This window comes from Luteibacter aegosomaticola (assembly GCF_023078475.1).
Taxonomy (GTDB): domain Bacteria; phylum Pseudomonadota; class Gammaproteobacteria; order Xanthomonadales; family Rhodanobacteraceae; genus Luteibacter; species Luteibacter aegosomaticola.
In genome coordinates this window covers 172,568-196,990 of record NZ_CP095741.1, presented here as the reverse complement: position 1 = coordinate 196,990, position 24,423 = coordinate 172,568, and the positions used below count along the sequence as shown (strand labels likewise).

Annotated in this window: 22 protein-coding genes and 2 pseudogenes; 7 read left to right on the top strand and 17 right to left on the bottom strand. The window is 64.3% G+C overall.

From position 1 onward, the window contains the following. Positions 1 to 43: 43 nt before the first annotated feature. The 12 genes from L2Y96_RS00870 to hmpA form a co-directional block, all read right to left on the bottom strand. On the bottom strand, positions 44 to 1,288 hold the full coding sequence (locus L2Y96_RS00870) for a TrbI/VirB10 family protein (protein ID WP_247331148.1): 1,245 nt from the start codon (positions 1,286 to 1,288) through the stop codon (positions 44 to 46). 33 nt (positions 1,289 to 1,321) lie between these two features. Further along, complete coding sequence (gene trbG / locus L2Y96_RS00865; protein ID WP_247331146.1) at positions 1,322 to 2,227, bottom strand: P-type conjugative transfer protein TrbG; 906 nt, start codon at positions 2,225 to 2,227, stop codon at positions 1,322 to 1,324. Between the two features lie 5 nt (positions 2,228 to 2,232). Continuing rightward, the gene (locus L2Y96_RS00860) at positions 2,233 to 2,949 is read right to left on the bottom strand and encodes a VirB8/TrbF family protein (RefSeq protein WP_247331144.1); all 717 of its coding nucleotides are present in this window, start codon (positions 2,947 to 2,949) and stop codon (positions 2,233 to 2,235) included. 3 nt (positions 2,950 to 2,952) lie between these two features. After that, positions 2,953 to 5,484 carry a VirB4 family type IV secretion/conjugal transfer ATPase gene (locus L2Y96_RS00855; protein ID WP_247331142.1) on the bottom strand — a complete coding sequence of 844 codons (2,532 nt, stop codon included), beginning with the start codon at positions 5,482 to 5,484 and terminating at the stop codon, positions 2,953 to 2,955. Next, positions 5,481 to 5,792 carry a conjugal transfer protein TrbD gene (locus tag L2Y96_RS00850; protein WP_247331141.1) on the bottom strand — a complete coding sequence of 104 codons (312 nt, stop codon included), beginning with the start codon at positions 5,790 to 5,792 and terminating at the stop codon, positions 5,481 to 5,483. Before L2Y96_RS00850 ends, L2Y96_RS00855 begins: the two co-directional genes overlap by 4 nt. Further along, positions 5,792 to 6,163, bottom strand: coding sequence for a TrbC/VirB2 family protein (locus tag L2Y96_RS00845; RefSeq protein ID WP_247331139.1), 372 nt, complete (start codon positions 6,161 to 6,163; stop codon positions 5,792 to 5,794). The genes L2Y96_RS00850 and L2Y96_RS00845 overlap by 1 nt, the downstream gene beginning before the upstream one ends. Before the next feature lie 21 nt (positions 6,164 to 6,184). Beyond that, a complete protein-coding gene (gene trbB / locus L2Y96_RS00840) occupies positions 6,185 to 7,216 on the bottom strand; it encodes a P-type conjugative transfer ATPase TrbB (RefSeq protein ID WP_425492498.1) in 1,032 nt (343 codons plus the stop codon). Between the two features lie 46 nt (positions 7,217 to 7,262). Then, positions 7,263 to 9,887: a fimbria/pilus outer membrane usher protein gene (locus L2Y96_RS00835; protein WP_247331137.1), complete on the bottom strand. Its 2,625-nt coding sequence runs from the start codon at positions 9,885 to 9,887 to the stop codon at positions 7,263 to 7,265. Positions 9,888 to 9,938: 51 nt separating this feature from the next. Further along, positions 9,939 to 10,664 carry a fimbrial biogenesis chaperone gene (locus L2Y96_RS00830; protein ID WP_247331135.1) on the bottom strand — a complete coding sequence of 242 codons (726 nt, stop codon included), beginning with the start codon at positions 10,662 to 10,664 and terminating at the stop codon, positions 9,939 to 9,941. Positions 10,665 to 10,715: 51 nt separating this feature from the next. After that, positions 10,716 to 11,261 (bottom strand): fimbrial protein, encoded by a 546-nt coding sequence (locus L2Y96_RS00825; protein ID WP_247331133.1) that lies wholly within the window; start codon positions 11,259 to 11,261, stop codon positions 10,716 to 10,718. A gap of 228 nt (positions 11,262 to 11,489) precedes the next feature. Then, positions 11,490 to 12,071: a TMEM175 family protein gene (locus tag L2Y96_RS00820; RefSeq protein WP_247331131.1), complete on the bottom strand. Its 582-nt coding sequence runs from the start codon at positions 12,069 to 12,071 to the stop codon at positions 11,490 to 11,492. Between the two features lie 136 nt (positions 12,072 to 12,207). Then, positions 12,208 to 13,413: an NO-inducible flavohemoprotein gene (hmpA, locus tag L2Y96_RS00815; protein WP_247331129.1), complete on the bottom strand. Its 1,206-nt coding sequence runs from the start codon at positions 13,411 to 13,413 to the stop codon at positions 12,208 to 12,210. Positions 13,414 to 13,543: 130 nt separating this feature from the next. Here hmpA and norR point away from each other — a divergent pair, with 130 nt between their 5' ends. After that, positions 13,544 to 15,088 carry a nitric oxide reductase transcriptional regulator NorR gene (norR, locus tag L2Y96_RS00810; RefSeq protein WP_247331127.1) on the top strand — a complete coding sequence of 515 codons (1,545 nt, stop codon included), beginning with the start codon at positions 13,544 to 13,546 and terminating at the stop codon, positions 15,086 to 15,088. On the opposite strand, the gene L2Y96_RS00805 is transcribed toward norR, so the two are convergent. Beyond that, positions 15,085 to 16,479: a sugar porter family MFS transporter gene (locus tag L2Y96_RS00805; protein WP_247331125.1), complete on the bottom strand. Its 1,395-nt coding sequence runs from the start codon at positions 16,477 to 16,479 to the stop codon at positions 15,085 to 15,087. The genes norR and L2Y96_RS00805 overlap by 4 nt on opposite strands. Positions 16,480 to 16,864: 385 nt before the next feature. Between L2Y96_RS00805 and L2Y96_RS00800 the strand changes: the two genes are divergently transcribed. After that, positions 16,865 to 17,626, top strand: a complete 762-nt coding sequence (locus L2Y96_RS00800; protein WP_247331124.1) for a helix-turn-helix domain-containing protein — start codon at positions 16,865 to 16,867, stop codon at positions 17,624 to 17,626. On the opposite strand, the gene L2Y96_RS00795 is transcribed toward L2Y96_RS00800, so the two are convergent. The 3 genes and pseudogenes from L2Y96_RS00795 to L2Y96_RS23010 form a co-directional block, all read right to left on the bottom strand. Continuing rightward, on the bottom strand, positions 17,623 to 18,045 hold the full coding sequence (locus L2Y96_RS00795; RefSeq protein WP_247331122.1) for a VOC family protein: 423 nt from the start codon (positions 18,043 to 18,045) through the stop codon (positions 17,623 to 17,625). The genes L2Y96_RS00800 and L2Y96_RS00795 overlap by 4 nt on opposite strands. Positions 18,046 to 18,088: 43 nt before the next feature. Beyond that, positions 18,089 to 18,490, bottom strand: a pseudogene (locus L2Y96_RS23015) (methyl-accepting chemotaxis protein); the annotation flags it as partial. Between the two features lie 150 nt (positions 18,491 to 18,640). Continuing rightward, positions 18,641 to 19,342, bottom strand: a pseudogene (locus L2Y96_RS23010) (PAS domain-containing protein); the annotation flags it as partial. 381 nt (positions 19,343 to 19,723) lie between these two features. On the opposite strand from L2Y96_RS23010, the gene L2Y96_RS00785 reads away from it, so the two are divergent. The 5 genes from L2Y96_RS00785 to L2Y96_RS00765 all read left to right on the top strand — a co-directional run bounded on the left by L2Y96_RS00785 (position 19,724) and on the right by L2Y96_RS00765 (position 23,954). Continuing rightward, positions 19,724 to 20,764, top strand: coding sequence for an HWE histidine kinase domain-containing protein (locus L2Y96_RS00785; protein ID WP_247331118.1), 1,041 nt, complete (start codon positions 19,724 to 19,726; stop codon positions 20,762 to 20,764). Between the two features lie 162 nt (positions 20,765 to 20,926). Further along, positions 20,927 to 21,355 carry a YciI family protein gene (locus tag L2Y96_RS00780; RefSeq protein ID WP_247331116.1) on the top strand — a complete coding sequence of 143 codons (429 nt, stop codon included), beginning with the start codon at positions 20,927 to 20,929 and terminating at the stop codon, positions 21,353 to 21,355. Positions 21,356 to 21,383: 28 nt separating this feature from the next. Then, entirely contained in the window at positions 21,384 to 21,842 is a 459-nt protein-coding gene (locus L2Y96_RS00775; protein WP_247331114.1) for a VOC family protein, read from the top strand. A 12-nt stretch (positions 21,843 to 21,854) separates the two neighbouring features. Next, complete coding sequence (locus L2Y96_RS00770) at positions 21,855 to 22,625, top strand: YciI family protein (RefSeq protein WP_247331113.1); 771 nt, start codon at positions 21,855 to 21,857, stop codon at positions 22,623 to 22,625. Between the two features lie 51 nt (positions 22,626 to 22,676). Further along, on the top strand, positions 22,677 to 23,954 hold the full coding sequence (locus L2Y96_RS00765) for an RNA polymerase sigma factor (RefSeq protein ID WP_247331111.1): 1,278 nt from the start codon (positions 22,677 to 22,679) through the stop codon (positions 23,952 to 23,954). On the opposite strand, the gene L2Y96_RS00760 is transcribed toward L2Y96_RS00765, so the two are convergent. Beyond that, positions 23,944 to 24,420: a T6SS immunity protein Tdi1 domain-containing protein gene (locus tag L2Y96_RS00760; RefSeq protein ID WP_247331109.1), complete on the bottom strand. Its 477-nt coding sequence runs from the start codon at positions 24,418 to 24,420 to the stop codon at positions 23,944 to 23,946. The genes L2Y96_RS00765 and L2Y96_RS00760 overlap by 11 nt on opposite strands. Positions 24,421 to 24,423: the final 3 nt, after the last annotated feature.

Sequence of the window (24,423 nt, the reverse complement as noted above, 5' to 3'; positions counted from 1 at the left end):
TCCATGTTGGTGGGTTGCACGTGGTTCGCCCTCTGGGGGGACGTCAGTAATCGAATGCGCGATACGGATGCTCGAATGCGAGATCCTTCACCGCCATCACGTTGAATCGGTATCCGGGCCTGATCTTGAGCGTCGGCGCGACATTCATGTTTTTCTCGATCATCTTCGTCGCGACCTGGCCAAGGCTGTTGGCGAGGTTTTCATTGAACTGTGCAGCATTCGAAGAGCCGAAGGGGTCGTTATTGGGCGTGACTCGCGATGAGGTAAGGCCCGAAGTAATCCCCGACATGAGGATCGCCGACCCAAACAGGCGGATGTAATGCCTGTCCACCTGATCGTTAAAGCCCGCGTAGCCGGCGGCGTCCACGCCCTCCATCGAGCCGATATCGAGCGCCTTGCCATCCGGGAACACGATGCGCTGCCATGCAACCAGTACTCGCGATTGCCCATAGACGATGCGATTGGTGTACCGGCCGATCAGGCGAGAGCCCTGCGGAACCAGCCGATGCTTTCCCGTCGGCGTATCGAATACGTCCTGGCTCACCTGAGCAACGATCTGCCCGGGTAGCTCGGAGTTGATGCCAGAGATCATGGTGGCGGGAATGACCGAGCCCGCCCGCACCTCGTAGCGTGTCCGCGGGTTCTGCAGTTCCATGTTCAGCGACCACCGGTCATCACCCTCGTTCGCCTTGTGCTTCTTGCCAAACTGCGCGTAGTCGCCTTCGGCGTGGACAGGCACGCGCTCATCGCGATCATTCCCGGTAACGGCAGGCTCCTGCTTCGATTCATCTCTCGATGTGGCCGAGCCCGCCGGCGCGACCGGCGCAGCGCGAGAGACGCCTGTTCGCGCGGTCATCGCGGTCTGGAAGAGCTTCATTCTTTCAGCCGAGCGCGGATCGTCAGCCGACGACGCATGCGGCTCGCCTCGGGAGACGCCGTCGGGCAACGGCGGATCATCGAGCCTCCCGGGTCGCGCCACCGCGAACGAGGGTACGTCATCAGGGTCTTCGATGATGCCACTCACCGCGGCATTCGCGAGCATGTGGTCCAGCGCCTGGTTGCTCTCCGAGAGAGGAGCCACGACTTCGACCACGTCTTTCGGCTTGCCGCGCTGCGCCGCCACCATCGCGACGAGGATCACGAAGATCACGACGACACCACCGATGATCATCAGTGGCATATTGTTCACGCGACGGACACCGGTTGGTGCATCGCTGCCCGGCAGTGGCTTGTCCCCCGTATCGAGGATGGACGCCACGCCGTCGGCGGACTCTCTGCTCTTATCCATGGTGACTACTCGCGGTGCAGCCAGGACGCGCCTTCATCGCTTCCTCTCGATGGTGACCTTGCGCTGCGCGATACCAACACCTGTCACCAGAACAGCCTTGTCGAACAGGGTGTCGACGACGTACCGACCGTCCTGGAGGCGATAGTTCACCATCACCTCATCGTCCTTCTTGAAAACACTGCCGCTCGCACGCACGACGAGCAACGTTGGCGCCTCTCCCTGATGGAACGTATCGGGCATCTCGATGATGGTTTTTGTGCCGTCGTTGTAGACGCGCGATGGCTTGAACGGCGCATTTCCTCGCAGCCTGTACCCGAAATCGAGCTTGCCGAGGTATTCCTCGGACCGTGCGGCTTCCGGCTTGCGCGCATGCTCGGCGGCCGCCTTCTTCTTCAAGTCCGCCCATTTCGCATCGACCGCGTCAGGATACGAGAACGCAATGCGTGGCATGTATTCCGTGCGATGCGATCGCAAGCGTAAATGGTACGTACGGCGATCCGTCGTCACCATCAGTGATGTCTCGAGACCGACATCCAGCGGCTTGATGACAAGGTGCTGGATGGCAGCCTCGCCCGCGCCCGAGAGCGCCGGTTCAACCAGCCAGCGAACGGCATCACCAAGATTCACCGAACTGACCTGTTCGCCAGGCTGAAGCTCGACATCGCACACCTGCATCACGGCACAGACAATGCTCGGCTGCGACTGGCCGAAGAGGAACCGGATGGTTCCGTCAGGCCCCGGGACGGGTTTAACCGAAGCCGACGTGCTCGCGATCCACTGCCGTGAGATATCGAGGCCGGCCTTTTCCTGCGCCGTAAGCTTGGGGTTCTGCGCGCCATTGAAGTAGTCATTGGCGAGCTGCGTATCGGATTGAGCGATCGCCATGCCTGGGGAGAGCACGGCGACAAGGGATAGTAGGAATGCTTTGGGGGAATTCATGGGACTTAGAACTGCTTCGACCAGGAGTAGTCGGTGATGTAGATGCCGAGGGGATTGAGGCGCAGCTGCTCCTCATCGGAATCGGGAGGAAGGCCACGGGCGTCGATATTGAGAAGGGCACGCATGCGGTAGGGCTTGCCCACCACCTCGCCCTTGCGGGTGCGCTGGGTTTCAATCCAGTCAACCTGCCAGGTGACCGCCGTCTGCGGAATCGCCGAGACGATCTCGATGTTCACGACGGTCTTCTCCGCGCGCTTGAACGGATTGGTGTCCGGGTTGCCATTGAGGTACGACGTCATTTTCCGGGTCGCTGCGCTACCGGACTGCATGAGCGCGTACACCTTGAAGATCGCGCGCCGCTGCATGGAGACGTCAGGCGACACCACGCGTGCATTGCTGATGAACTCGGCAGCCGAGGCACGGATAACGCGCTGATCGACCTTGGTGGCCTGCGATGCAGGCGCCACCGCCATGGCCTCGCCGAGCTTGTTCACTTCGACCACGTAAGGAACGAACTTGGACTGGCTGCCGATATAGACCACGCCGCCGACGGCAGCGAGGGCGATCAGCAGGCTGATCAGCGCCGTGGCCTGCCAGAGCGTACGCGAGGCGATAAGGCTCCCCACGTGCGAATTCCAGGTACGGCGTGCGTTGAGATAGGGGTGGGGAAGCCCCGATGGGGGCTTGGTGGGTTTACCCGCCCTCTTGTTCTTTCGGTTCATGGATCAGACTCCGTAATCAGCCAGCCGCAGGCCTTTCAGCTGCAGCCACTCGTGCACCCATGCATCGCCATGGCGGTGCTCGAGCGTGCGGATCGTTGCGATGGATTCCTTGTCGGTGCTGCCAATGAAAGCCAGCGCGAGCGGACCGAGGGCCAGGTCGTACAACCGGCGGCCCTTGTCAGATACGTAGTAGTAGTGGCGCTTCTGTACGGCGGTCGCGAGGATCTCGATCTGCCGGGTATTCAGGCCCATGCGGCGATAGAGCGCCGCCGCGTCGTCATCCCGGGCGAACGGGTTCGGAAGGAAGATCTTGGTGGCCGTGGACTCCACGATCACGTCGAGGATCCCGCTGTTCGCCGCATCGGAAAGGCTCTGCGTGGCCATCACGACCAGACAGTTCGCCTTACGCAACACCTTCAGCCATTCGCGGATCTTGGCGCGGAACACCGGGTGGCCGAGCATCAGCCACGCTTCGTCCAGGATGATTGCCGCAGGCTGGCCCTTCAGCGATGTTTCGATACGCCGGAACAGATACAGCAGCACCGGCAGCACGAAGCGATCACCGAGATTCAGCAGATCCTCAATCTCGAACACCGCGAAGTCGGAGAGCCGCAGGCCATCCACGCTCGCATCCAGCAGATGGCCCATGGCGCCGTCCACCGTATAGACCTTCAGGGCCTCGCGGATCGACTCGTCCTGGATCATCAGGACAAACTCGGACAACGTCGTTGCCCCGGAGGCGTGCATCGAGATGATGGCGTTCGCGATCTCGTTGCGCTGCGCTGGCGTGGTCTGCACACCGTTCAACGCCAGCATGGCGTCGATCCATTCCAGCGCCCACGCCCGGTCCGCCTTGCTCTCGAGGAACTGCAGTGGGCAGAACGATAGCGTGTCGTCATCGCCGCCCACGTCGAAGTGCAGGCCACCGCAGGCCTTGGCCAGCGGGTAGAGCGAACGGCCCTTGTCGAAGCAGTACAGGGACATCCCCGGGTACCGACGCATCTGCGCCGCCAGGAGGCCGAGGTGGGTCGACTTACCGGCGCCGGTGGGGCCAAAGATGAAGGTATGCCCGAGGTCGTTGACGTGCAGGTTTAGCCGGAACGGTGTCGCCCCCTGGGTGACGCACTGCATGAGCGGCGGCGAATGCGGCGGATACATCGGGCACGGCGCCTCCGGCTGGCCGGTCCAGATCGTGGAGCTCGGCAACAGGTCGGCCAGGTTGAGCGTGTTCAGCTGTGGGCGGCGTACGTTCTCCACACCGTGGCCGGGGAAGCTGCCGAGCAGCGCGTCCATCGTATTGATGGTCTCGATGCGAGCGGCGAACCCGCGCGCATTGATCGCCTTCTCGATCTGGCGCACCGAGCGATCCAGCCGCGACCGGTCCTCGTCCGAGACGACGACCACGCTGGTGTAGAAGCCCTGGGCCACCATGCCGCTGTTGATCTCTGCGATGGCCGCTTCCGCGTCATGCATCATCGACAGGGCGTCGTAGTTCACCGAACCCGAATTGGTCTGGAAGATCTGGTCGAAGAAGCCACGCACCTTCTGGCGCCACTTCTTCCGGAACTTCTCCATCTCCCGCAACGCTTCATGGGGGTCCATGAAGATGAAGCGGTTCGACCAGCGGTACTCGCTGGGGAGCTCGGCCAACGACGCGAGGATCCCGGGGTACGACTCCAGCGGGAAGCCCTCGATGGCCACCACCTGCACGAACCGGCGGCCGATGCGCGGCGCGACGCCCGCCCAGATTTCCTGGCCGCCCACCAGCGCATCGATGTAGACCGGGTTGTCCGGCAGCGCGATGGGATGGTCCAGGCCCGTGACACAGAACTGCAGCCAGCGCAGGAGGTCGTCATGCGTCTCCTTACGGCCCTCCTCCGTCACGACGCGCTGGCCACGCAGGCGAGTCATGCGGAACACGCTCGACAGGCGGCCCTCGAACGCACGGCATTCGCGCTGGAAATCACCGATCAACGCCGTCGTCCGCTCGGTCTTTCCCGCGACCTCGGAATCGTCGTCGAACATCAATTCGACAAACTTCCGCTGGGCGATCTGCGGCGGGAACCAGGTGAGCGTCATCACGAGGTAGCCCTCGTACGTCGTGCCCATGCTCTGGAACAGCCGGCGTCGCTCCTCGTCGATCGCGTTTGAGACGGGATCGGCGAAGTGCGAACGGGACTTTTCCGCGTACTCGCTTGCCGGACGGCGCACGGCGTCCACGTGCACCATCCAGCCGTTGCCCAGGCGCGAGAGCGCCTGGTTCACGCGAGCCGACGCGTTCTCACGCTGCTCATCGGTGCTGCTTGCGGCGTCATCTCCCTCGTAGACCCACGCAGCCATGAACGCGCCGTTCTTGCACACCACCACGCCGTCGTCCACGACGGCGGCGTAGTTGAGTAGATCGGCGACACCCTGGCCGTGGGGACGGCGGAAGTCGAGCTTGGGCTCGGCGTCGAGGCGACGGATTTTGACCAACAGGAGGGCGATAAGGATGGCGACCACGGCCGCCATCCCCGCGATGAGCGAAGCCATCATCGGTATTGCTTCTCCTCGGCGGGTCCGTTGTTACGGAAGGGCGTCGACCGCGGCGCGTAGTAGCTCTTGTACCGGCGCTGTCGCAGGTACACAAAGCGCATCGCAGGATCGGACTTCGCCATCAAACGCAGGACGTAGAGACCCCCGAACCACATCAAGGTGCCGAATACGGCAGCCTTGATCTCATGGGCCGAGAAGACGAGTGCTCCCGCGAGTACGCCCGAGAACATAACCAGCTCACGGTCACCGCCCAGGACGAGGTTTGTTCGGTTCCCTGCGCGACGAATGGGTATCGTTCTGATCGCCATTATCTTGCGGACGGGCTAAGCGTGACCGACGACATGGAGTGCGTTTTACCGAATGAGTTCGTACCGCCAAGGAGCTCAACGACGCTTGCCGCCTGAACAATCACCGCAACGACGAGGACGATGAATACTAAGGTTCGCATGAACCCTGATATCTCCCCGCCGAAGACCAACATCGCACCACACGCGACGATGCCAACTAGTGAGATGGCGAACGGCACAGGTCCCGTGAGCGATGTATATAGCGTTCCCAGGCCCTCTTCATATGGCAGTTTGTCGGGCGCAGCGAATGCCAGCGCAGGTACGAGCAATAGGAGCAACGTCGCCAGGCGAAGTATGCTGACGGTTGTACGGCGAGAGAATGCGGAAAACATACCAACTGTTCCTTCGTAGCTTCAAAGATTACGCAGCACATAACGCCCATCCTCGTACCCCTCAACGGCGACGATTTCCTGGACGCGACGGCCGCTGGGGGTGCGCGAGATATGGACGAGCAGATGAACGGATTCTCCGATCAAGGGCTCGATAGGCCGCGGCGCGTCGCGGTGCATGCTGATGAGCATCGCCAGGCGGGAAAGCCCGGCGCGTGCGTCGTTGGCGTGGAGCGTGGCGGCTCCGCCTTCGTGGCCGGTGTTCCAGGCCATAAGCAGATCGAGCGCTTCCGGGCCACGCACTTCGCCGACAAGGATCCGGTCGGGGCGCATGCGCAGCGTGGTGCGTAGAAGCTGGGTCATGCTGACCTCGAACGAGGTTCGGTACTGCACGAAGTTCTCAGCAGCGCACTGGATCTCCCCGGTATCCTCGATGATGAACACGCGCTCGCGGTCATCCAGCGCCACCATCTCGCGGATGATGGCGTTGATGAGTGTCGTCTTGCCCGAGCCCGTGCCACCGATGACGAGGATGTTGCGGTGGCGACGAATCGCGTCCAGCAGAACATCTCGTTGCCCGGCGGTCATCATTCCGCCCGACACGTAGTCGTCCAGGCCGAAGATGGCGACGGCTTTCTTGCGTAGCGCGAAAGTGGGCCCGCTCACGATCGGCGGAAGCTGCGCGGCGAACCGCGAACCATCCAGCGGAAACTCCGATTCGAGCACGGGGTTCGCGCGGGTGATCTCCTTGCCGTAGTAGCCGGCCGTCGTCTTGATCACCGCTTCCGACTGGCTCGGCCGCATGGTGCCAATGCAGCGCATGCCCTCGCCCAACCGCTCCTGCCAGAGGCGATTGTCCGCGTTGAGCATGATTTCGACCGTCTTCGGATCGTTGAAGGCATCCATAAAGGTGTCGCCGAGGTCGCGCAGAAGCTTCTCCCGCGCGCGCTCCCTGACGATGGCGGTGACGCCACCGTGTTGTACTTGTTCCATGACGTGCTGCTGTATTGCCTTCGCCAGCCAGGCCTCCGAGGTCCCGGCTTGCGTGTTCTTCATCGGGGCCGTCTCCGCGACCCATGCTTTTGTCCGTGTGTGTCGTGGCTTAAGCGGCCTTTTGCATGACTGGCGACCCGGCTGCTTCGCAGCCAGCACGGACGGCACGGTGCAGGCCATGCATGACGGCGCCATCCAGCGACTCGGGCACGGCAATGACGCACCTGTCGCGCGTGCCTTCGCCCCATTGGACGGTAAGCCTCGATCCGGCGAGCGCACCGCGCGCGAAGATCTTGCTCGCTTGCCCGACGACGCCCACGGCCTGGCCCGCTTCATCGAGCACTGAAGCACCGAATGGCAACGGTGAGCCGTCGGCCCTTGTCGCGTGGATAAGCAGGGATTGCGCAACCGTCGTGCGGTACTCAAGCAGGGCCATGGCACCCGCCCGCGGCACGGACGTTTCTGTGGTGCTTGCCAGTTCCACGTCGTGGGAGGCGCCGCGCGGGTCGATCGATACCGCGTTGAGCTGGTAGGGCATGAGGCCGCGGACCACTGCATTTCCGCGACGATCCAGACGAACACCCTGCGCGCTTTCCACTCGCGAGCCCGCCGCACCTGGCGCGTGGATAATGGCGTTCGTCTCACCCAACTCCTGCGAGAAGGTGACGCCGTGCGCGTGCGCCACGACCGACCCGTTCGCGGTCAGCGAAAACTGGCTGGAACCAGCGCTCGTACGGCCGGCGCCGAGTCTGTAGCTGCCCGGCTGCCCACGCCACGCGAGGCTCGCGCTGCCACTGCTCACGGCATGATCGTCACGCGCCGTCCGGTTCGCCGAGAGCGTGTAGTTCAGGTCGTTATCACGATCAAACGAACCGTTTAGCACGGCATTGGCGGCATGCCCCGCCGACGTTCCGCGGTTGAACGTTGTGCTCAGGTTAGGCGCTCGCCGACTGGTGCCCAGCGGGATCGAGAGCGATAGGTAAACCGTGGTGTCCGAAATGCGGCGTGTCTGCCCGCTAGCACGCGTAACGTCGCCGAGCCGCGAGCGTTGGACGGAAACGTTATACGTGGCCGAGCGCACGCTGTTGCCATAGCCGACGGCGTAGTCGAGGGATCGGCCGCGACCGTGCCAGTAGTCCACCAAAGCGCCCGTGAGCTGAAACTGGCCACCCGCGAGAGGTTGGGTGAAGTTGGCATCCAGCCGGCTACGAGCGCCGCCCACGGGGTCACCGCCGATACCCAGCCTCGCACGTTCGCGTACGCGGGCAGCGTCGACAATGCCGAGATAATCCCGCGTTGAGAATCGATATGCCGCGACACCGAAGGTCGTGCCGGTAGAGGTGAGCGTACGCGCATAACGCAACCGGGTGCTTACGCCACGGCGCACGCCCTGTGCGCGAAACGCGGCGCGGGAACCCGTGACGTCCAGCGACACCGCGCCGATCGGCAGGTTGACACCGGCGCCGACAAGACCCGACCAATAGCTGTTCGATGCGCTCGTGCCTACGTATAGCGTCGTATTAGCGGTGACACCACGCTGCGCCGTGGCCTGAAAGACGAAGGGCGTGCGCGCCAGGGAGTCGTCGGCGACCTGACCGGCCGAAATCGCAAAGCGGCTCGTGCCTTCACGCAACATCTGAGGCACTGATGTAAACGGCACCACGGTGGTGCGGGTGCGGCCGTCAGCCTCCGTGACGACGACCTCGAGATCACTGCCATAGCCCGTGGGATACAGATCGGTGATCTCGAAGGCGCCAGGCGCCACCGTCGTGCTGTGGATGACATAGCCGTTCTGGCGAACGGTGACCTGCGCGTTGCTCTCCGCAATGCCGCGGATGACCGGGGCATAGCCGCGCTGTGATGCAGGAAGCATGCGCGGATCGCTCGCGATGGCGGCGCCGCGAAAACGCACACTTTCAAGGATATCGCCGCTCGTATAGGCCTCGCCCAGGGTCAGTTGGGCCTTAGCGTCGGTGAGATCATGTTGTGCGTAACTTTGCGTGTTTTGCCACCGGTGACGGCCGCCACCCAGGTTGAAGCTTCCGACATGCCGGAGCCGCCACCCACCCAGGTTGGCACCCGCACGCAGGCCTACGTACGTCGACGTGGTGCGGCGGCCGTCGCTTCCCCGCAAGTGATAGGTGTTGGCGTTGTAATTGAGCATCCCTGCGCTCACGCCCTCGCTCCACAGCTCAGGACTGACATAGCCGCGCGCCAGCGAGGCCATCAACACCTGCGGCATCGTGATACGCAGGAGCTGCTCACCCTCGTCGAAGTCGATGGTGGCACCGGGAATGTAAGCTCCGAGCTGTCCGCAGACAGGAGCCTCGCCCAACGTCTTATAAGCCGGGTCTGCGAAAGTCCGTTCCGCAAGCTTCTCTCTATCCAGGCCAAGCTGTACCAGCAAAGCACCGTCCAGGCAGGGCTGTGCACTCGCACTTTCGGCGACCGGCTTGAAATGGATGTCCCGATGCCCAGGCAGCTGGCGACCATTGACCTCAAGTGCGACGCGATAGGTGCCAGCGAGCACCACGTTGCCCCGCTCAAAGCGAGAGAGGTCCACCGAGGTACCGGTGTGGAGGAAATCGCTGCTAAAGGTGGCCTGCGGGTTCGGGTCGGCGAGCGGATCTACCGCTGCCGCCGCAGCAGGTGAGGCCAGCGCCAGCGCAAGCGCCAGTGGACCTGGCGCCGAATGCTTTTTGCGCCGTGCGCGTTGGGTCCTTGCCTGATTCATACTGCAGAGCGCGTCCGCGCATCCTTTACAAAGGGAAATGAAATAACGGGATCAGGGCGTCGTTTTGCCGTGGTGCTCGACGAAGCCGCCGTAGTCATTGATGGTTCGGTAGCGAATGGTTGCCGCCCCATCGCGCACGGTCGCATCTCCCAACGGCACCGCGATGCTTGAGCGCGGTCCAATGGAGAAGGGCTCGAGTTCTACCTCTTCGCCGCCCGCCGCTGCCTTGATCTCATTGACGGCTACATGGAACGCGCTCTCGTTGCGAACCATCAGGGCGCCTTTTTCATCGCGCGACCATGCAAGTGACTCTGCCGCCTTCTCTGGCGAGCCCTGCAATCCGACGGGCCGGTAAAAGAGCTTCAGCCGATAGCGGAAGGCGAGCTGCATGGCGCTGGTTTTTTCTTCGCGTGCCTTCGGCGGCACTTCCAGAATGTTCACCCAGAACAGCGACTCGATGTCCTGTGGGAGCTCACCTTCGGTGAACGCGAGGCGATACGTCTGTGCCTTCCCTGTCTCAATCCGGGAGATGGGTGGGGTCAGGTTGAAGGGAACGTTCACGGCGTCTGGCGTGGCTGAAGCGTCACCGTCGTCGATCCATGCCTGGCTGAGCACGGGCGTTTTGCCGGTGTTAGAGACTTTGATGGAGATTTCCTTCGCATCCGCCGGGTAGACATAGCGGGTTGCGTTCATAACGACGCTGGCAGATGACGGCATGGCCATGGAGAGCGCAAGCGCGCCCGTGCACGCCCGCACGGCGTGAAGCAATCGGTTCATCTCAAATCCTGGGAAGACGACCGCCGGAGCTCCGGCGGTCGAAAGAAGCCCTTAAGCCTCGAAGCGGACCGTGTAGGTCACCTTGCCATTGGCAGAGCCTGCGGCCACGGGGCCGGTACGCTCATAGCCAACGTAGTGGACGATCGTGGCGCGATTGTCGGCACCAACGGTTTTCTTCACCCATTTCTGGTTCGACACGATATCGATCGGCTGCTCATCTTCGTTGAAGAGGCGGATCATGACGCCGTCAGCCGAACCGGAAATGGCCTCGAGCTTCACGAGGCCCGTGGACGGATCTACCAGGGCGCCGGGCTCAAAGTTGGCGTACACCTTGGTTCCTTCCAGGCACTCGGAATTACCACCGACGAAAATGCGGAAACCCACCTTCGTCGGCACGTCACCGACGGCCTTGAAGTCGCCAGCATTCACACCGCCGAGGTCTACGGTGAAGTCCGGGCCGCCCGTACCGTTACCGTCGATGTCGCAGGTAACCGAGGTAATCGAACCGGTGAACGTGATGGTGCCGGTTTCAGCAAACGCCGCCGGAGCAGCCAGACCCGCGATCAGCAGGGCAGAAGAAATAATCTTGAGGTTCATCCAATCAACCTTTCTCTTTAAGTTACGTAGTCAACGGCCCACCATGGACCGCCGGCCTGGGGTGACACGGGTCACCCCGCGCGACACGCAGCCGGGCCCGTCTACGCGAGCGCTGGAGAAAGTTTGTCGGATTACCCCTACAAAGTTATATGGAAGATTCCTCAAAAATCCGAGTTTTTGTGGAGGAATTCGGCGGAGGCGAGAAACACGATCCGCGTCAGAAAATACTCAGCCTTCATTCGCCGCGGTGGCCTGGCGTCGACGCATACCGCCGCGCGCAAACCAGGCCACGACGAGTGGCATGAGCATCAGCGGAATATTGCTCGGCCCCGGCATGATGAAAGCCAATGCGAATGAAACCGTCGCCATCAGGGGTAAAGCGAGCGACCTGCGGCGCATGGCCAGTACATCCGCCAGGGGTACGTCCTCACGCAGGAAGGGCGCACGCAATGCCGTACGGAACAGGCGCCATTGCAGCACCCCCGCAATAAAGAGATTCAGCGAATAAAACATTTCGGGAATACGCTCCGTAGGGTGCGTACTCATCAATGCCGAGGAAAACGGCATAAAGGCGACGGACATAAGCAGCGCCAGGTTGCGCCACACAATGGCCGGGTCGAATCGTTGCAGCATGCCAAACACACGGTGATGGGCGGCCCATAAGGCGCCCACCACGACAAAGCTGAGTACGAAGCCCAGGAAGTGCGGCGTCAGGTGGGCCAGTGCCTGCATCCATGCCGCATCGTCCCTGCCCTCCGGCTCAGGCACATGGATCTCGATAACCAGCAAGGTAATGGCGATGGCGAACACCGCGTCCGAAAAGAACGTCAGGCGTTCGAGTTGCTGCTCCTGCCCATGTGACATGCCGGCTCCCCTTCCCGTGGCGTGAAGCGCCGATCATCACCTTGCCGGTGGGGCCGAGGCAACCACCGGCAAGGCACGGCGCTCAGTCGAGCGACGCGGCGGGTCCGAAGAACTCGTATTTCGCCCGCTCATCGGGCACGCCGAGCTCGCGTAGCGCCCGGCGCACGCCTTGCATGAACGGCTTGGGTCCGAGGAAGTAGGCGTCCATCCCATCGGCCGCCGGTAGCCAGGCCGCGAGCAGGTCGCGATCGATGAAGCCCGTGGCGTGGGGTTCGGGATCGCCGGCGCGCGGTGCCTCGTAGCAGTAGTAGCGCTTCAGGTTGGGATGGCGGGCGGCGAGGTCGTCGATCAGGTCGCGGAAAGCGTGCGCCCCGCCATGCCGTGCGGCATGGATGAAATGGATGGGACGCCGCGTCGCCAGGGCCTGTTCCAGCATGGCGAGTGTCGGCGTGATGCCGACGCCACCGCTGATCAACACGACATCGCGCTCGCTTTCTTCAAGGACGAAGTGCCCCGCTGGCGGGAACAGCTCGAGCGTGTCGCCCGCTTGCAGTCGCTCGTGCAGGAAACCAGACACGGCGCCACCGGGGTGCCGCTTCACACTGATCCGGTAGCTACGCCCATCCGCAGCCGCCGAGAGGGAATAGTTGCGGCGCATGTCCTGCCCATCCACCACCACGCGCAGGCCGATGTACTGGCCGGGTGCATGCGCGTAGACCGGGCCGCCATCAACGGGGATAAAGCGAAACGAGGTGATCTCATCGCTCTCTCGCGTTTTCTCCGCCAGGCGGAAGGCTCGCCCGTCGCGCCAGCCACCGGGAGCGACGGCTTGCGCGTCGTAGATGGTCTCCTCGGCGCCAGCAAGGATATCGGCGAGCTGCCCGTACGCGGCGGCCCATGCGTCGATGACCGCATCCGTGGCGATGTCGGCGCCGAGCACCTCACGGATCGCACGCAGCAGGCAGCGCCCGACGATCGGGTAATGCTCGCGTCGGATGCGCAGCGAGACGTGTTTGTTGACGATCATGTTGACGAGGCCACCAAGGGCTTCGAGCTGATCGATGTGCTTTGCATACATGAGCACGCCGTTCGCGAGGGCGCGCGGCTGGTCACCCGTCAGCTGGTTGGCCTGGTTGAAGTACGGGCGTACCTCGGGGTTCTCATCGAGCAGGATCCCGTAGAAGTGCGTCGTGAGCGCCTCGCCGCCCGCCTCGAGCAGGGGCACGGTCGCCCGGATGATGGCCTTGTGTTCGGTGGAAAGCATGGTGGGACCTTCTTGGCGTGTCATGGAAGATGCCCCTTGCTATCCACGATGCGTGCCACGCCGGTGCGGCGTTTTGGATCAATACCTTGCAAGCCATGAGGGTCATAATGACTCCCACTAGCGCCGGGTCACTTCGACTGGCCACGGAGTCAGAATGACCGCCACGCCCTTGCTTGCCTCGCTTCTTCCGCTCGTTGACGACCTTTCGCGCGAACTCCCGGAGGCCGAGCGCTTCCGCCGCCTCCTCGGGGCGTTACGTGAACTGGTGCCTTGCGACGCAAGCGCACTCCTCCGGCTGGAAGGGCCGGAGCTCGTCCCTCTGGCGGTGGATGGCCTGAGCCTCGACACCCTGGGCCGGCGTTTCCGCGTCGCGGACCACCCGCGCTTCGCCGCCCTGCTCGCGAGCGACGGGCCCACGCTTTTTCCAGCGGATAGCCCGCTGCCCGATCCCTACGATGGCCTCGTCACCGCGGAGCCGCACCTCGACGTGCACGACTGCATGGGGTGCCCACTGAACGTCGACGGGCAGCCATGGGGGCTGGTGACGCTCGACGCGCTCGACACGGGCCGCTTCGGCGAGGCCGATCTCGACACGCTCCGCGCGTTCGCCAGCCTTGCCGGCGCTACCGTCGCGGCGAGCGACCGCATGCGTGGCCTGGAACGTGCCGCCGAGCGCGAACATGCGCGCGCCGAAGGTTTTCGACTCGCCGCGGGCCAGGCCCCCGCCCGCCGCCTCACCGGATTGAGCCCGGCCTTCCGTCGCCTCGAAAGCGATATCGCCACGGTGGCGCACAGCGACCTGACCGTATTGATACGCGGTGAAACCGGCACCGGTAAGGAATTGGTGGCCCAGGCGATCCATGCGGCATCGGCCCGCGCCGACCGGCCACTGATCGCCGTGAACTGTGCCGCCTTACCGGAACAGCTGCTGGAGAGTGAATTGTTTGGCCACGTGCGCGGCGCATTCTCGGGCGCCACCGTGGATCGCCGCGGCAAGTTCGAACTGGCCGACCACGGCACGCTATTTCTCGACGAAGTGGCTGACCTTTCGCTGGGTGCACAGGCGGCCTTGTTGCGCGTCATGCAGAGCGGCCAACTGCAGCGCGTCGGCTCCGATCGCGAGCATCACGTGGATGTACGCATCATCGCTGCAAGCAACCGCGACCTTGCCGATGAGGTGCGGGCCGGCCGTTGCCGCGCCGACTTTTACCATCGCCTCAGCGTCTTCCCGCTCGTGGTGCCCGCGTTGCGCGAGCGTGGCCAGGATGTGCTGCTACTCGCAGGCGGCTTCCTTGAAGAGAATCGTCGGCGCCTGGGGCTCACGGGGATCCGCCTTTCCAACGAAGCACAGGCGCTGCTGCCAGGCTGGACGTGGCCGGGCAATGTCCGCGAGCTGGAGCACACGCTGGGCCGTGCGTGCCTCAAGGCGTTCGCGCGGTCAGGGCATGCAAGGGTGCTGGTCATCGAACGCGACGATCTGGATCTCGCGCCGGTAGCGGCCGCGCCAGCGACGGTTGCGACGGCAGCCCCACGCGACGTGGACGCCTTGCCGCTTCGCACCGCCATGGCGCTCTACGAACGCCAACGCATCGAAGAAGCCCTGGCGCAACACGGCGGCAACTGGGCCGCCGCCGCGCGTGCGCTGGGCATGGACCGGGCGAACCTTCGACGTTCGGCCGCCCGGCTGGGCCTGGCTTAGCGGCCGATCTTGCGCAGCGCCTTACCGCTCATGAGGTTGCGCTCGATCTGCTCGAGCGTGATGCCCTTCGTTTCCGGCACGAGCCAGAACGTGAACACGATGAAGACGGCATTGAGCGCGGCGTAGAGCCAGAAGGTCTGCGCGTTACCAATGCCTGCCATGAGGCTAAGGAAGCTCACGCCCACCACGAAGTTGGTGCCCCAGTTGGTGAACGTGGAAGCGGCGATACCGAAATCACGGCCCTTCAGCGGCTGCACTTCCGAGCACAGGGTCCAGATGAGCGGCCCCGCCGACATCGCGAAACCCACGATGAAGAACAGCAGCATGCCCACGGTGAACAGCTGCTCGCCGCGGCCATGGATGCCCAGGCCCATCATGGTGCCGACGACACCCAGGCCAACGGCCATCATGGCGAAGCCGGCAAAGAGGATCGGCTTGCGGCCAAGACGGTCGACGAGGGCGAAGGCGATGAGCGTAGCAAGCACGTTGGTGAGGCCCACGGCGGCCGTGAACCACATCTGCGCCTGCGTGTCGTAACCCATCTCCTGGAAGATGCGCGGTGCGTAATACATCACCACGTTCATACCCGTGAACTGCTGCATGGCCTGCAGGAGCATGCCCAGGCCGACCGAGCGGCGGAAATTCGGGTTCTCGCGGAACATGCTCCAGCCGTGTTGTTTCGTCTTGAGCTGTTCTTCGATGTCGGCGATCTCCTTCTCTACCACGCGCTCATCGCCACGCAGTTTTGCCAGCACCACCTGGGCATCCTGCTTGCGCCCGCGCAGCAGCAGCCAGCGCGGGCTATCGGGCAGGAAGAACAGGCCGACGAGGAACAGCGCGCCCGGCACCGCGATGATGCCGAGCATCCAGCGCCAGTTACCCGTGCTGCTGAAGGCGGTATCGGAGAGAAAGGCCAGAAGGATGCCGGTCGTGATCATCAACTGGTACGTGGAAATCATGGCGCCACGGATACGCTCCGGCGCCACTTCGGCGAGATAGAGCGGCGCGGTGAACGTCGCGACACCAATAGCCAGGCCGAGCACTACACGCGCGGCGACCAGGCTCTCGGCACTCCAGGCCATGGCGCAGAACAGCGAGCCGGCAATGAAGAGCACGGCGCCCAGCATGAGGGAGCGCTTACGGCCGAGCGTGGCGGACATCCAGCCGGCGCCCAGTGCGCCAGCGGCCGCGCCGAGGGTCATGCTGCTGACCACCCACTCGATCGTGCGGTCGGTGGCACCAAAGTCTTTCTGGATGAACTGCTGGGCGCCCGAAATGACGCCGATATCCAGGCCAAACATCAGGCCGGCGAGGGCGGCCAGGATACATGTGGCCACGATGGCCGCCTTGGGATGGGCGGCGGCGACCTGTTGTTTTACGGCGACATCCATGAGCTTACCTGCGGGAATGAAGGGGATTCCTGCATTGGATGCCGTGGCATGTATGCGCCCTGTCGCGTGTGTGTCGGCCCGCCGTGACGCCCCGCCTGCGAAGCCAACTAAGCATATACGGCAAAATGAAAGGCGCGAGGACCGCAGTTTCCACGGCAAAGTTGATGTAACGCAGGTTTCGTGGCCACTCTGGCGCCCCGCAAGCGAATCGCAGGTGCCGCTGCGACAGCCTTGGCGCAGGGTATGAGCACGCGGAGGCGCGAATTCGCCGATCACCACCGAAAAGCGCATTTGTCGCCAAGCGCTTTGCGCCATCCGCTGTGGTAGCGTCGGTCTGTTATTGCTTGCGTTTCCTTACCATCCGCTTACTTCTTCGTACGCCGCCTTGAGTTACCAGCCAGCCACCCACCATAGCGAAGACCCCACCCTGACGACGCGCGACGCCGCGCGGCTGCTCGGCATATCTGTCAGCACGGCCCAGAAGTGGATCGAAAGTGGTGCCCTGGCCTCCTGGAAAACCCCTGGCGGCCACCGGCGCATGCGCCGGAGCGCGGTTATCGCCCTGCTCGAAGAGCGGACGGCCCTGGCGGCGGATCCCCTGCATGCCATGTCGCCGGAGTTCCGCCCCGAGCGAGCACCGAACTACCCGGTACCCGAGGACGAGGCGGCACGCCTGCGTGCGGTGGGCCGTACTGGCCTGATCGATACCCCTCCGGAACCGGCGTTCGACAGGATCACCTGGCTGGCCAGCCTGATCGCGGGCGCACCGGTTTCCATGATTACCCTGCTGACCTCGCGTCGGCAGTGGTTCAAATCGCGCCGTGGCACGAGCATGGCCGAGACCCCGCGCGAGTGGGCATTCTGCGGCCACGCCATCCTGGGCGACGAGATCATGACCGTCGAGGATGCCCGCAAGGACGTCCGTTTCCGCGACAACCCGCTCGTTACGGGGCACGAACACATCGTGTTTTACGCGGGCTGCCCCCTGCGCACCCCCGATGGCCATGCGCTGGGCACCCTGTGCGTCATCGATAGCGCGCCGCGCCAGCTCGACGCTACCCAGAAAGAAGGCCTGCGCGCCCTGGCGGATATCGCCGAGGACGAGATCCGCCTGTACATGGCTGAGCACGGCCGCCGCTGGACCTAACCCGGCGTGGCCCAGGGGTCGTAGCTGCCGAAGTACCAGAGCCGCCCTTCCAGGTCGCGGGCTGAGTAGCCGGCGCCGCCGTACGGCTTTTCTTCGTACTCATCAATGATGGTCGCGCCGTTGGCCCTGGCGTGGTCGTAGTGGGCCTTCAGGTCCTCGACCACGACGTAGGGGCATTGGGTCTCCCGGCCGCCGATCTGGTCGGGCTGGACGATATGCTCGGCGAAGCCCTCGTCGGTCCGCACGGAGCCGAGCATGATCATGCCGTCGCCGAAGGTCAGCTGGGCGTGCATGACGATGCTGGGGTCGGTTTCGTCGGCGTAGACCGCGTGTTCGCGGAAGCCGAAGACGTCGCATAGAAAGCGGATGGCCGCGTGCGCGTCGCGGTAGCGCAGGCCGGGGATCACGGTGCTGGGCATGGCGGGACTCCCTTTGGGGGAGCCCTACGATACCGCGTAACCGTCAGGCCAGTTCGGCTACCGCGCGGCGGACCGTGTCGATACCGCCGGCCTGGGTATTCGTGGCCTGGGCGACATCCGAGACGCGGTCCAGCAGGGTGGTGACCGAGCCAAGGATATTGCGCATGGCTTCGCCCGCTTCACCGCTGCGCTCGCTGCCTTCGCGCACGCGCTCCAGGGTGTTTTCGATCAGGGCACGGATATCGCGGGCGGAATGGGCGCTACGCTGCGAGAGCAGGCGTACCTCCTGGGCAACCACCGCGAAGCCCTTGCCGTGCACGCCGGAGCGGGCGGCCTCGATCGACGCGTTGAGCGCCAGGATATTGGTCTGGAAGGCGATCGCATCGATCAGGCTGACGATCTCGGCGATATCGCGCGCACCGTCCTGGATCGCGCCCATCGTGGCGATGACCGCGTCGACCATGGCGCCGCCATCGGCCGCCGAGCGGCTCGCGGCGTTGGCCAGCGCGTTGGTGGCGCGAGCCTGCTCGGCGATGGCCGGCACCGTATCGGCCAGCTCGGTCAGCGAGGCATGCAACGTACGCGTGGCACGGGTCTGTGCCGTGACATCGGTGGCGTACTTCACCACCTTGAACGGCCGGCCAGCCATGTCGAAGATCGGGTTATAGCTGCCCTGGATCCAGACTTCGCGTCCGCGGCGGTCCACCCGGTGGTACAGACCCGAATCGTATTCGCCGCGGCCCAGTTTTTCCCAGAACGAGAGGTAATCCGGGCTTTCGCGTTCCTCGCGGGCCACGAACATGCAATGGTGCCGGCCGACCACCTCCTCGCGCTCGTACCCCATGGTGGCGAGGAAGTTGTCATTGGCTTCCAGGATGTGCCCGTCGAGGGTGAAGCTGATCACGGCCTGCGCCTTGTCGATGGCGGCCAGGCGGCCCTCCATGTCGGCGCTGCGCAGGCGCTGCTCGGTCACGTCCGTGGCGAACTTCACCACCCGCACCGGGTGGCCGCCGCGGTCCAGGACGGGGTTATAGCTGGCCTGGATCCACACCTCGCGGCCACCGGCACCCAGCCGGCGGTACATGCCCACGTCCGGCTGGCCCGAACCCAGGCGCTTCCAGAACTCGGCGTAGGTCGAACTCTCCGCCTCCGCCGGGTCGACGAACAGCCGATGGTGCTTGCCGACGATCTCGGCCAGCGTGTAGCCCATGGCATCAAGGAAGTTCTGGTTGGCCGTAAGGATCGTGCCGTCCAGGGCGAACTCGATCACGGCCTGGGTCCGGTTGAGCGCGTCCATCTTGCAACGCACGCCTGACCGGCCCCCGCCGATGAACGCACGAAGCCCTGTAAATAGGTTGGTTGCCATAACGATCGCGCTCCCCTGGTTAACCCTCAGGCGCTACTTATCGTCGCGGCGCGACCCGCCCTGAATGGGCGCTGCCGAAATTACCCATAAGTTTCGTGAATTTTCTTTCACGGGAATACGTAAATTCTGAAAAAGCGCTTGTGCTTCCCGTCCCGTGACAGGGCGCACGGCGCGGCGCTCGGCCGCCCCCGCGTCGGGGCAAAAGCGCTATCGTCAAAGAAAGGTCAACGCGCGACGGATCGTGCGGACCCCCATGGATGTCGCGCGCCGAGGGATCAGGAGGCGGCGTGCGGGCAGCGACGGTGTCATGCGATGAGTGAGCACGCTACGGGTCCGTACGAACGGGCCATCGCCACCTCGGACCGCGAGTTTCGCGAACTGGCCGACTTCGCGCCGGTGATGATCTGGCGCGCAGGCGTGGACAAGCTCTGCGACTGGTTCAACAAGCCGTGGCTCGACTACACCGGGCGCCGCATGGAAGAAGAAGTAGGCAACGGGTGGGCCGAAGGGGTCCACCCCGAAGACCTGGAGCGCTGCCTGGCCACTTACGTGGGCGCCTTTGATGCCCGCGAGCCTTTCTCCATGGAGTACCGCCTGCGCCGCCGCGATGGCGAGTACTGCTGGCTGCTGGATAACGGGGCGCCGTTCTACCGCGACGGGCACTTCGCCGGCTACTTCGGCAGTTGCATCGATGTCACCGCACACCGAGACGCGCAACGCGCCCAGCGCATCCTGATCAACGAGCTGAACCACCGGGTGAAGAACACGCTGGCGGTCGTCCAGGCCATGGCGATCCAGAGCTTTCGCGAGGAGCGGCCGGCCGAACAGTCGCTGGCCCTGTTCGAAAGCCGCCTGCGCGCCCTGGCCGGCGCACACGACCTGCTGGTGGCGCGCGGCTGGGAACAGGTGGCGCTTCGCGGCGTGGTGGAGGCTACGATCGCGCCGCATGATCCGGACGGCGACCGCGTGAGCCTGGACGGGCCGCCGTTGATGCTCCCGCCCGAATCGGCGGTCTCGGTCGCCATGGCGCTGCACGAGTTACTGACGAATGCGACCAAGTACGGTGCCCTTTCCGTCCCCCGCGGGACGATCCGCCTTGATTGGCGCTACGTGCCCGAGCGGCACACGGTGCGGCTGGAGTGGAAGGAGTCCGGTGGTCCCCTCGTCGAGCCACCTGGGCAACGCGGCTTCGGTACCCGCTTCATCGAACGCGTCCTCGCCGCGCAGGCAGGAGGCACCGCCGCGGTGACCTTTGCCGAAGATGGCGTGCATTGCTTCTTCGAGGCCGAAGCACGATCCAGTACGAGCCCGCTCTGGGGGCGGGCGGGCACCACCCCGCTCACGACGGTTTAGCTGCCCCAGGCCATCCCGTCGCTCAATCCTTGAGAATCCGCTGCGGCATGCTGTCTGCCCGCCGCGCGAGATTTTTTCCGCCCGGCTGTCGATCGGGGCGGACGCCACTCGACGTCACCATGAAGGCCAGGAATGTCCCGGCCCACGGCAAGGAGTAGGCACATGCGATGCATGGTCATGGTTCGCGCAAACGCGGTATCCGAATCCGGCGCGATGCCCAGCGAAGCGCTACTGACGGCGATGGGGCATTTCAACGAGGAACTGGTGCGGGCCGGCGTGTTGCTCGCCGCCGAGGGCCTGCACCCCAGCGCCAAAGGCGCACGCATCCGCTTTACGGGCGACCGCCGCGAGGTGATCGATGGCCCCTTCGCGGAAGCCCGTGAGCTGGTTGCCGGCTTCTGGCTGATCCAGGTGCGCTCCTTCGACGAGGCCATCGAGTGGATGAAGCGCTGCCCCAATCCCTTTGAGGAAGGAACCTCCGAAATCGAGATCCGCCAGGTCTTCGAAGCCGACGACTTTGGAACCGAGTTCACCCCGGAAGCTCGTGCGCAGGAAGAACGCCAGCGCGCCGAGATCGCCAACCGCCTGTAAACCCACCACCGTCACAAGGATTACCGACATGAAGATCACGCCCTACCTGCACTTCAAGGACAACTGCGAAGAAGCATTCAAGTTCTATGAGGCCGCGCTCGGCGGAAAGATCGTGATGGTGAGCCGGTTCAAGGATGCCCCGCCGCCGCCCGAAGGCGCGGGTAACAACGACGGCTGCGTTGAACCCATGGATATGTCCGGCATGGGCGAGAAGATCATGCACATCCGCCTCGTGGTGGGGGACTCGATACTGATGGGCTCGGACACGCCCCCCGTCTTCGAGCACAAGGGCAAGGTCGAGGGCTGCACCATCGCCCTGGGCTTTGATACCGGTGCGGAAGCCGAGAAAGTCTTCGCCGCGCTGGCGAAGCGTGGCAAGGTCACCATGCCCGTCGCGGAAACGTTCTGGGCCGAGCGCTTCGGCATGCTCGATGACGAGTTTGGCGTGTCGTGGATGGTGAATGGTGGCGAGAAGACCGGCCCCTGAGAGGAGCGACCCATGCGATTCCTGATCGTCCGCAAAGCAGATGCCGATAGCGAAGCCGGCGCGCCCGTGACCCAGGCGCTCGTCGATGCGATGGCCGACTATTGCGATCCGCTCGCCGCCGAAGGCCGCTTCCACGCGGGCGAAGGCCTGAAGCCCAGCAGCGAGGGTGTGCGGGTGAGCTTCCGCGCAGGCCGTACGCCGGTCGTGGTGGATGGCCCGTTCGCCGAGGCCAGGGAGCTCGTGGCCGGCTTCAGCATCATCGAAGCCGAGTCGATGGACGCCGCCGTGGATTGGGTCAAGGGCTGGCCCGTCGAGGATGCGAACGGCAACGCCGAGATCGAGATCCGGCCCGTCGGCTGCCCGGGCGGCCTCACGAACTTCGGCGATCCCGCCGAGGATGAGTCGGACCGGCCGCGCTACATGGTGATGCTGAAGGCCAACGCCCGCAGTGAAACCGACTGGAACCCGGGCCCCGAGATCCTCGGGCGCATGGCCGAGGCGAACCGCGCCGGCCATGAGGCGGGCTTCCTCATCGCTGGTAACGGCTTGTCGTCGAGCCGCCATGCCAGGCGCGTCCGTTTCAACAAGGGCCAGGCGCAGGTGTTCGATGGGCCGTTCGCCGAGATCAAGGAAATGGTCGCCGGCTTCTGGGTGCTCCGTGTCGATACCCTCGAGGACGTCATCGCGTGGACGCGGACCTATCCGTTCCCCGATGGCGACGAGGCACGGCTGGAGATCCGCCCGCTGTACAGCATGAAGGAGTTACTCGCGCCGCTGGCCTGATGCGGCAGCGCGGCTTGCCTGCCATGGCGGCGGATGGTGTCATCCGTCGCCATGACCGACGCCACCCATCGCGCCATCGATGCGATCTGGAAGATCGAATCCCCCCGCCTCATCGCGACGATCGCGCGCATGGTGCGCGACCTCGACCTGGCCGAAGAACTGGCCCAGGATGCGCTCGTCTCGGCCCTGGAGCAGTGGCCGCGCGACGGCGTGCCGCGCAACCCCGGCGCCTGGCTCACCCAGGCGGCGAAGCACCGGGCGGTGGACCGCATCCGCCGTGAACGCATGGCGGGGCGCAAGCTCGAGGCACTTGGCCAGGACATGGAGGGCCTGCTTGAAAGCCACGACGATGCGCTGATCGATGCGCTGGATGACGACATCGGCGATGACATGCTGCGGCTCATCTTCACGGCGTGCCACCCTGCCCTTTCCGTCGAGGCGCAAGTCGCGCTCACGCTGCGGCTGCTGGGCGGGCTAGCCACCGACGAGATCGCCCGCGCCTTCCTGGTGCCCGAGGCCACCGTGGCTCAGCGCATCGTGCGGGCGAAACGAACACTGGCCGGCGAAACCGTCGTCTACGAAGTACCGCGTGGCGACGCGCTTCGCGAGCGCCTCGCGGCCGTGCTGCGCGTCGTCTACCTGATCTTTAACGAAGGATACGCGGCAACGGCAGGCGATGACTGGATGCGCCCCGGGTTGTGCGATGAGGCCTTGCGCTTGGGACGTATCCTTGCGGAGCTCATGCCGCGCGAGCCCGAAGTGCACGGGCTCGTCGCACTGATGGAAATCCAGGCATCACGTACGGGTGCGCGCATCACGCCCGACGGCGATCCCATCCTGCTGATGGACCAGGATCGTAGCCGCTGGGATCGGCTACTCATTACGCGTGGCCTGCATGCGCTCGAACGCGCGGAAAAACTCGGCGGCGCGCAGGGCCCTTACGCTTTACAGGCGGCGATAGCAGCGTGCCATGCACGTGCACCGCGTGGCGACGAGACCGACTGGCAGCGCATCGTCTCGCTCTATGCGGCGCTCGTCGAAGTGGTGCCATCGCCGGTCGTCGAACTCAACCGCGCCGTCGCCGTGTCCATGGCCGAAGGACCTGCCGCGGCGCTCGGCATCGTGGAATCACTAGCCGACGAGCCCGCGCTAAAGGACTACCACCTGCTGCCCAGCGTCCACGGCGACCTGCTCTTCCGCCTCGGCCGGCTCGAAGCCGCGCGCGATGCGTTCCTGCAAGCGGCCAGCATGGCGCGCAACGAGCGCGAAAAAGCGCTACTCGAAGCCCGCGCCAAAGCCTGCGCGACCAGCTCGGGGTTCAGTGCGTGATATCGATGTTGACGTTCGTGCCGTCGGGCACGTCTGCCAGCTGCTGGAGTACCGAACCCGTGAGCTCGAAGTGCTCACGCGCCGGCACCGGGTTGAAGTTCTCAACGATGTATTCGCCTTCGGCGAATACCGGCAGCGTGACGTAGGTGTAGCACTCGCCTTCCGCGCACACCTTGCCCGCTTCGATCAACGCCTCGATCAACGGCGGCAGCAGCCATTCATCGGCAATCTCTTCGCGGAGCTGTTGATTGAAGCCTTCGACATCGTCCGCCACGCGTTCGACTTCGCCGGTGCCGGTGTTCAACCAGAACACGCCGCCTTCGTCCGCCTCATAGAACATATCGCCCAGGGCGGTGAACAGGAGTGGCGTGAAGGCATCGCCGATGCGCCATTGCCAGGACGCCGCGAGCGCGTCGATCGCTTCCTTGTCCGGCTTGCAGGTGAGTTCGTTCCAGGTAATAGGCATGGG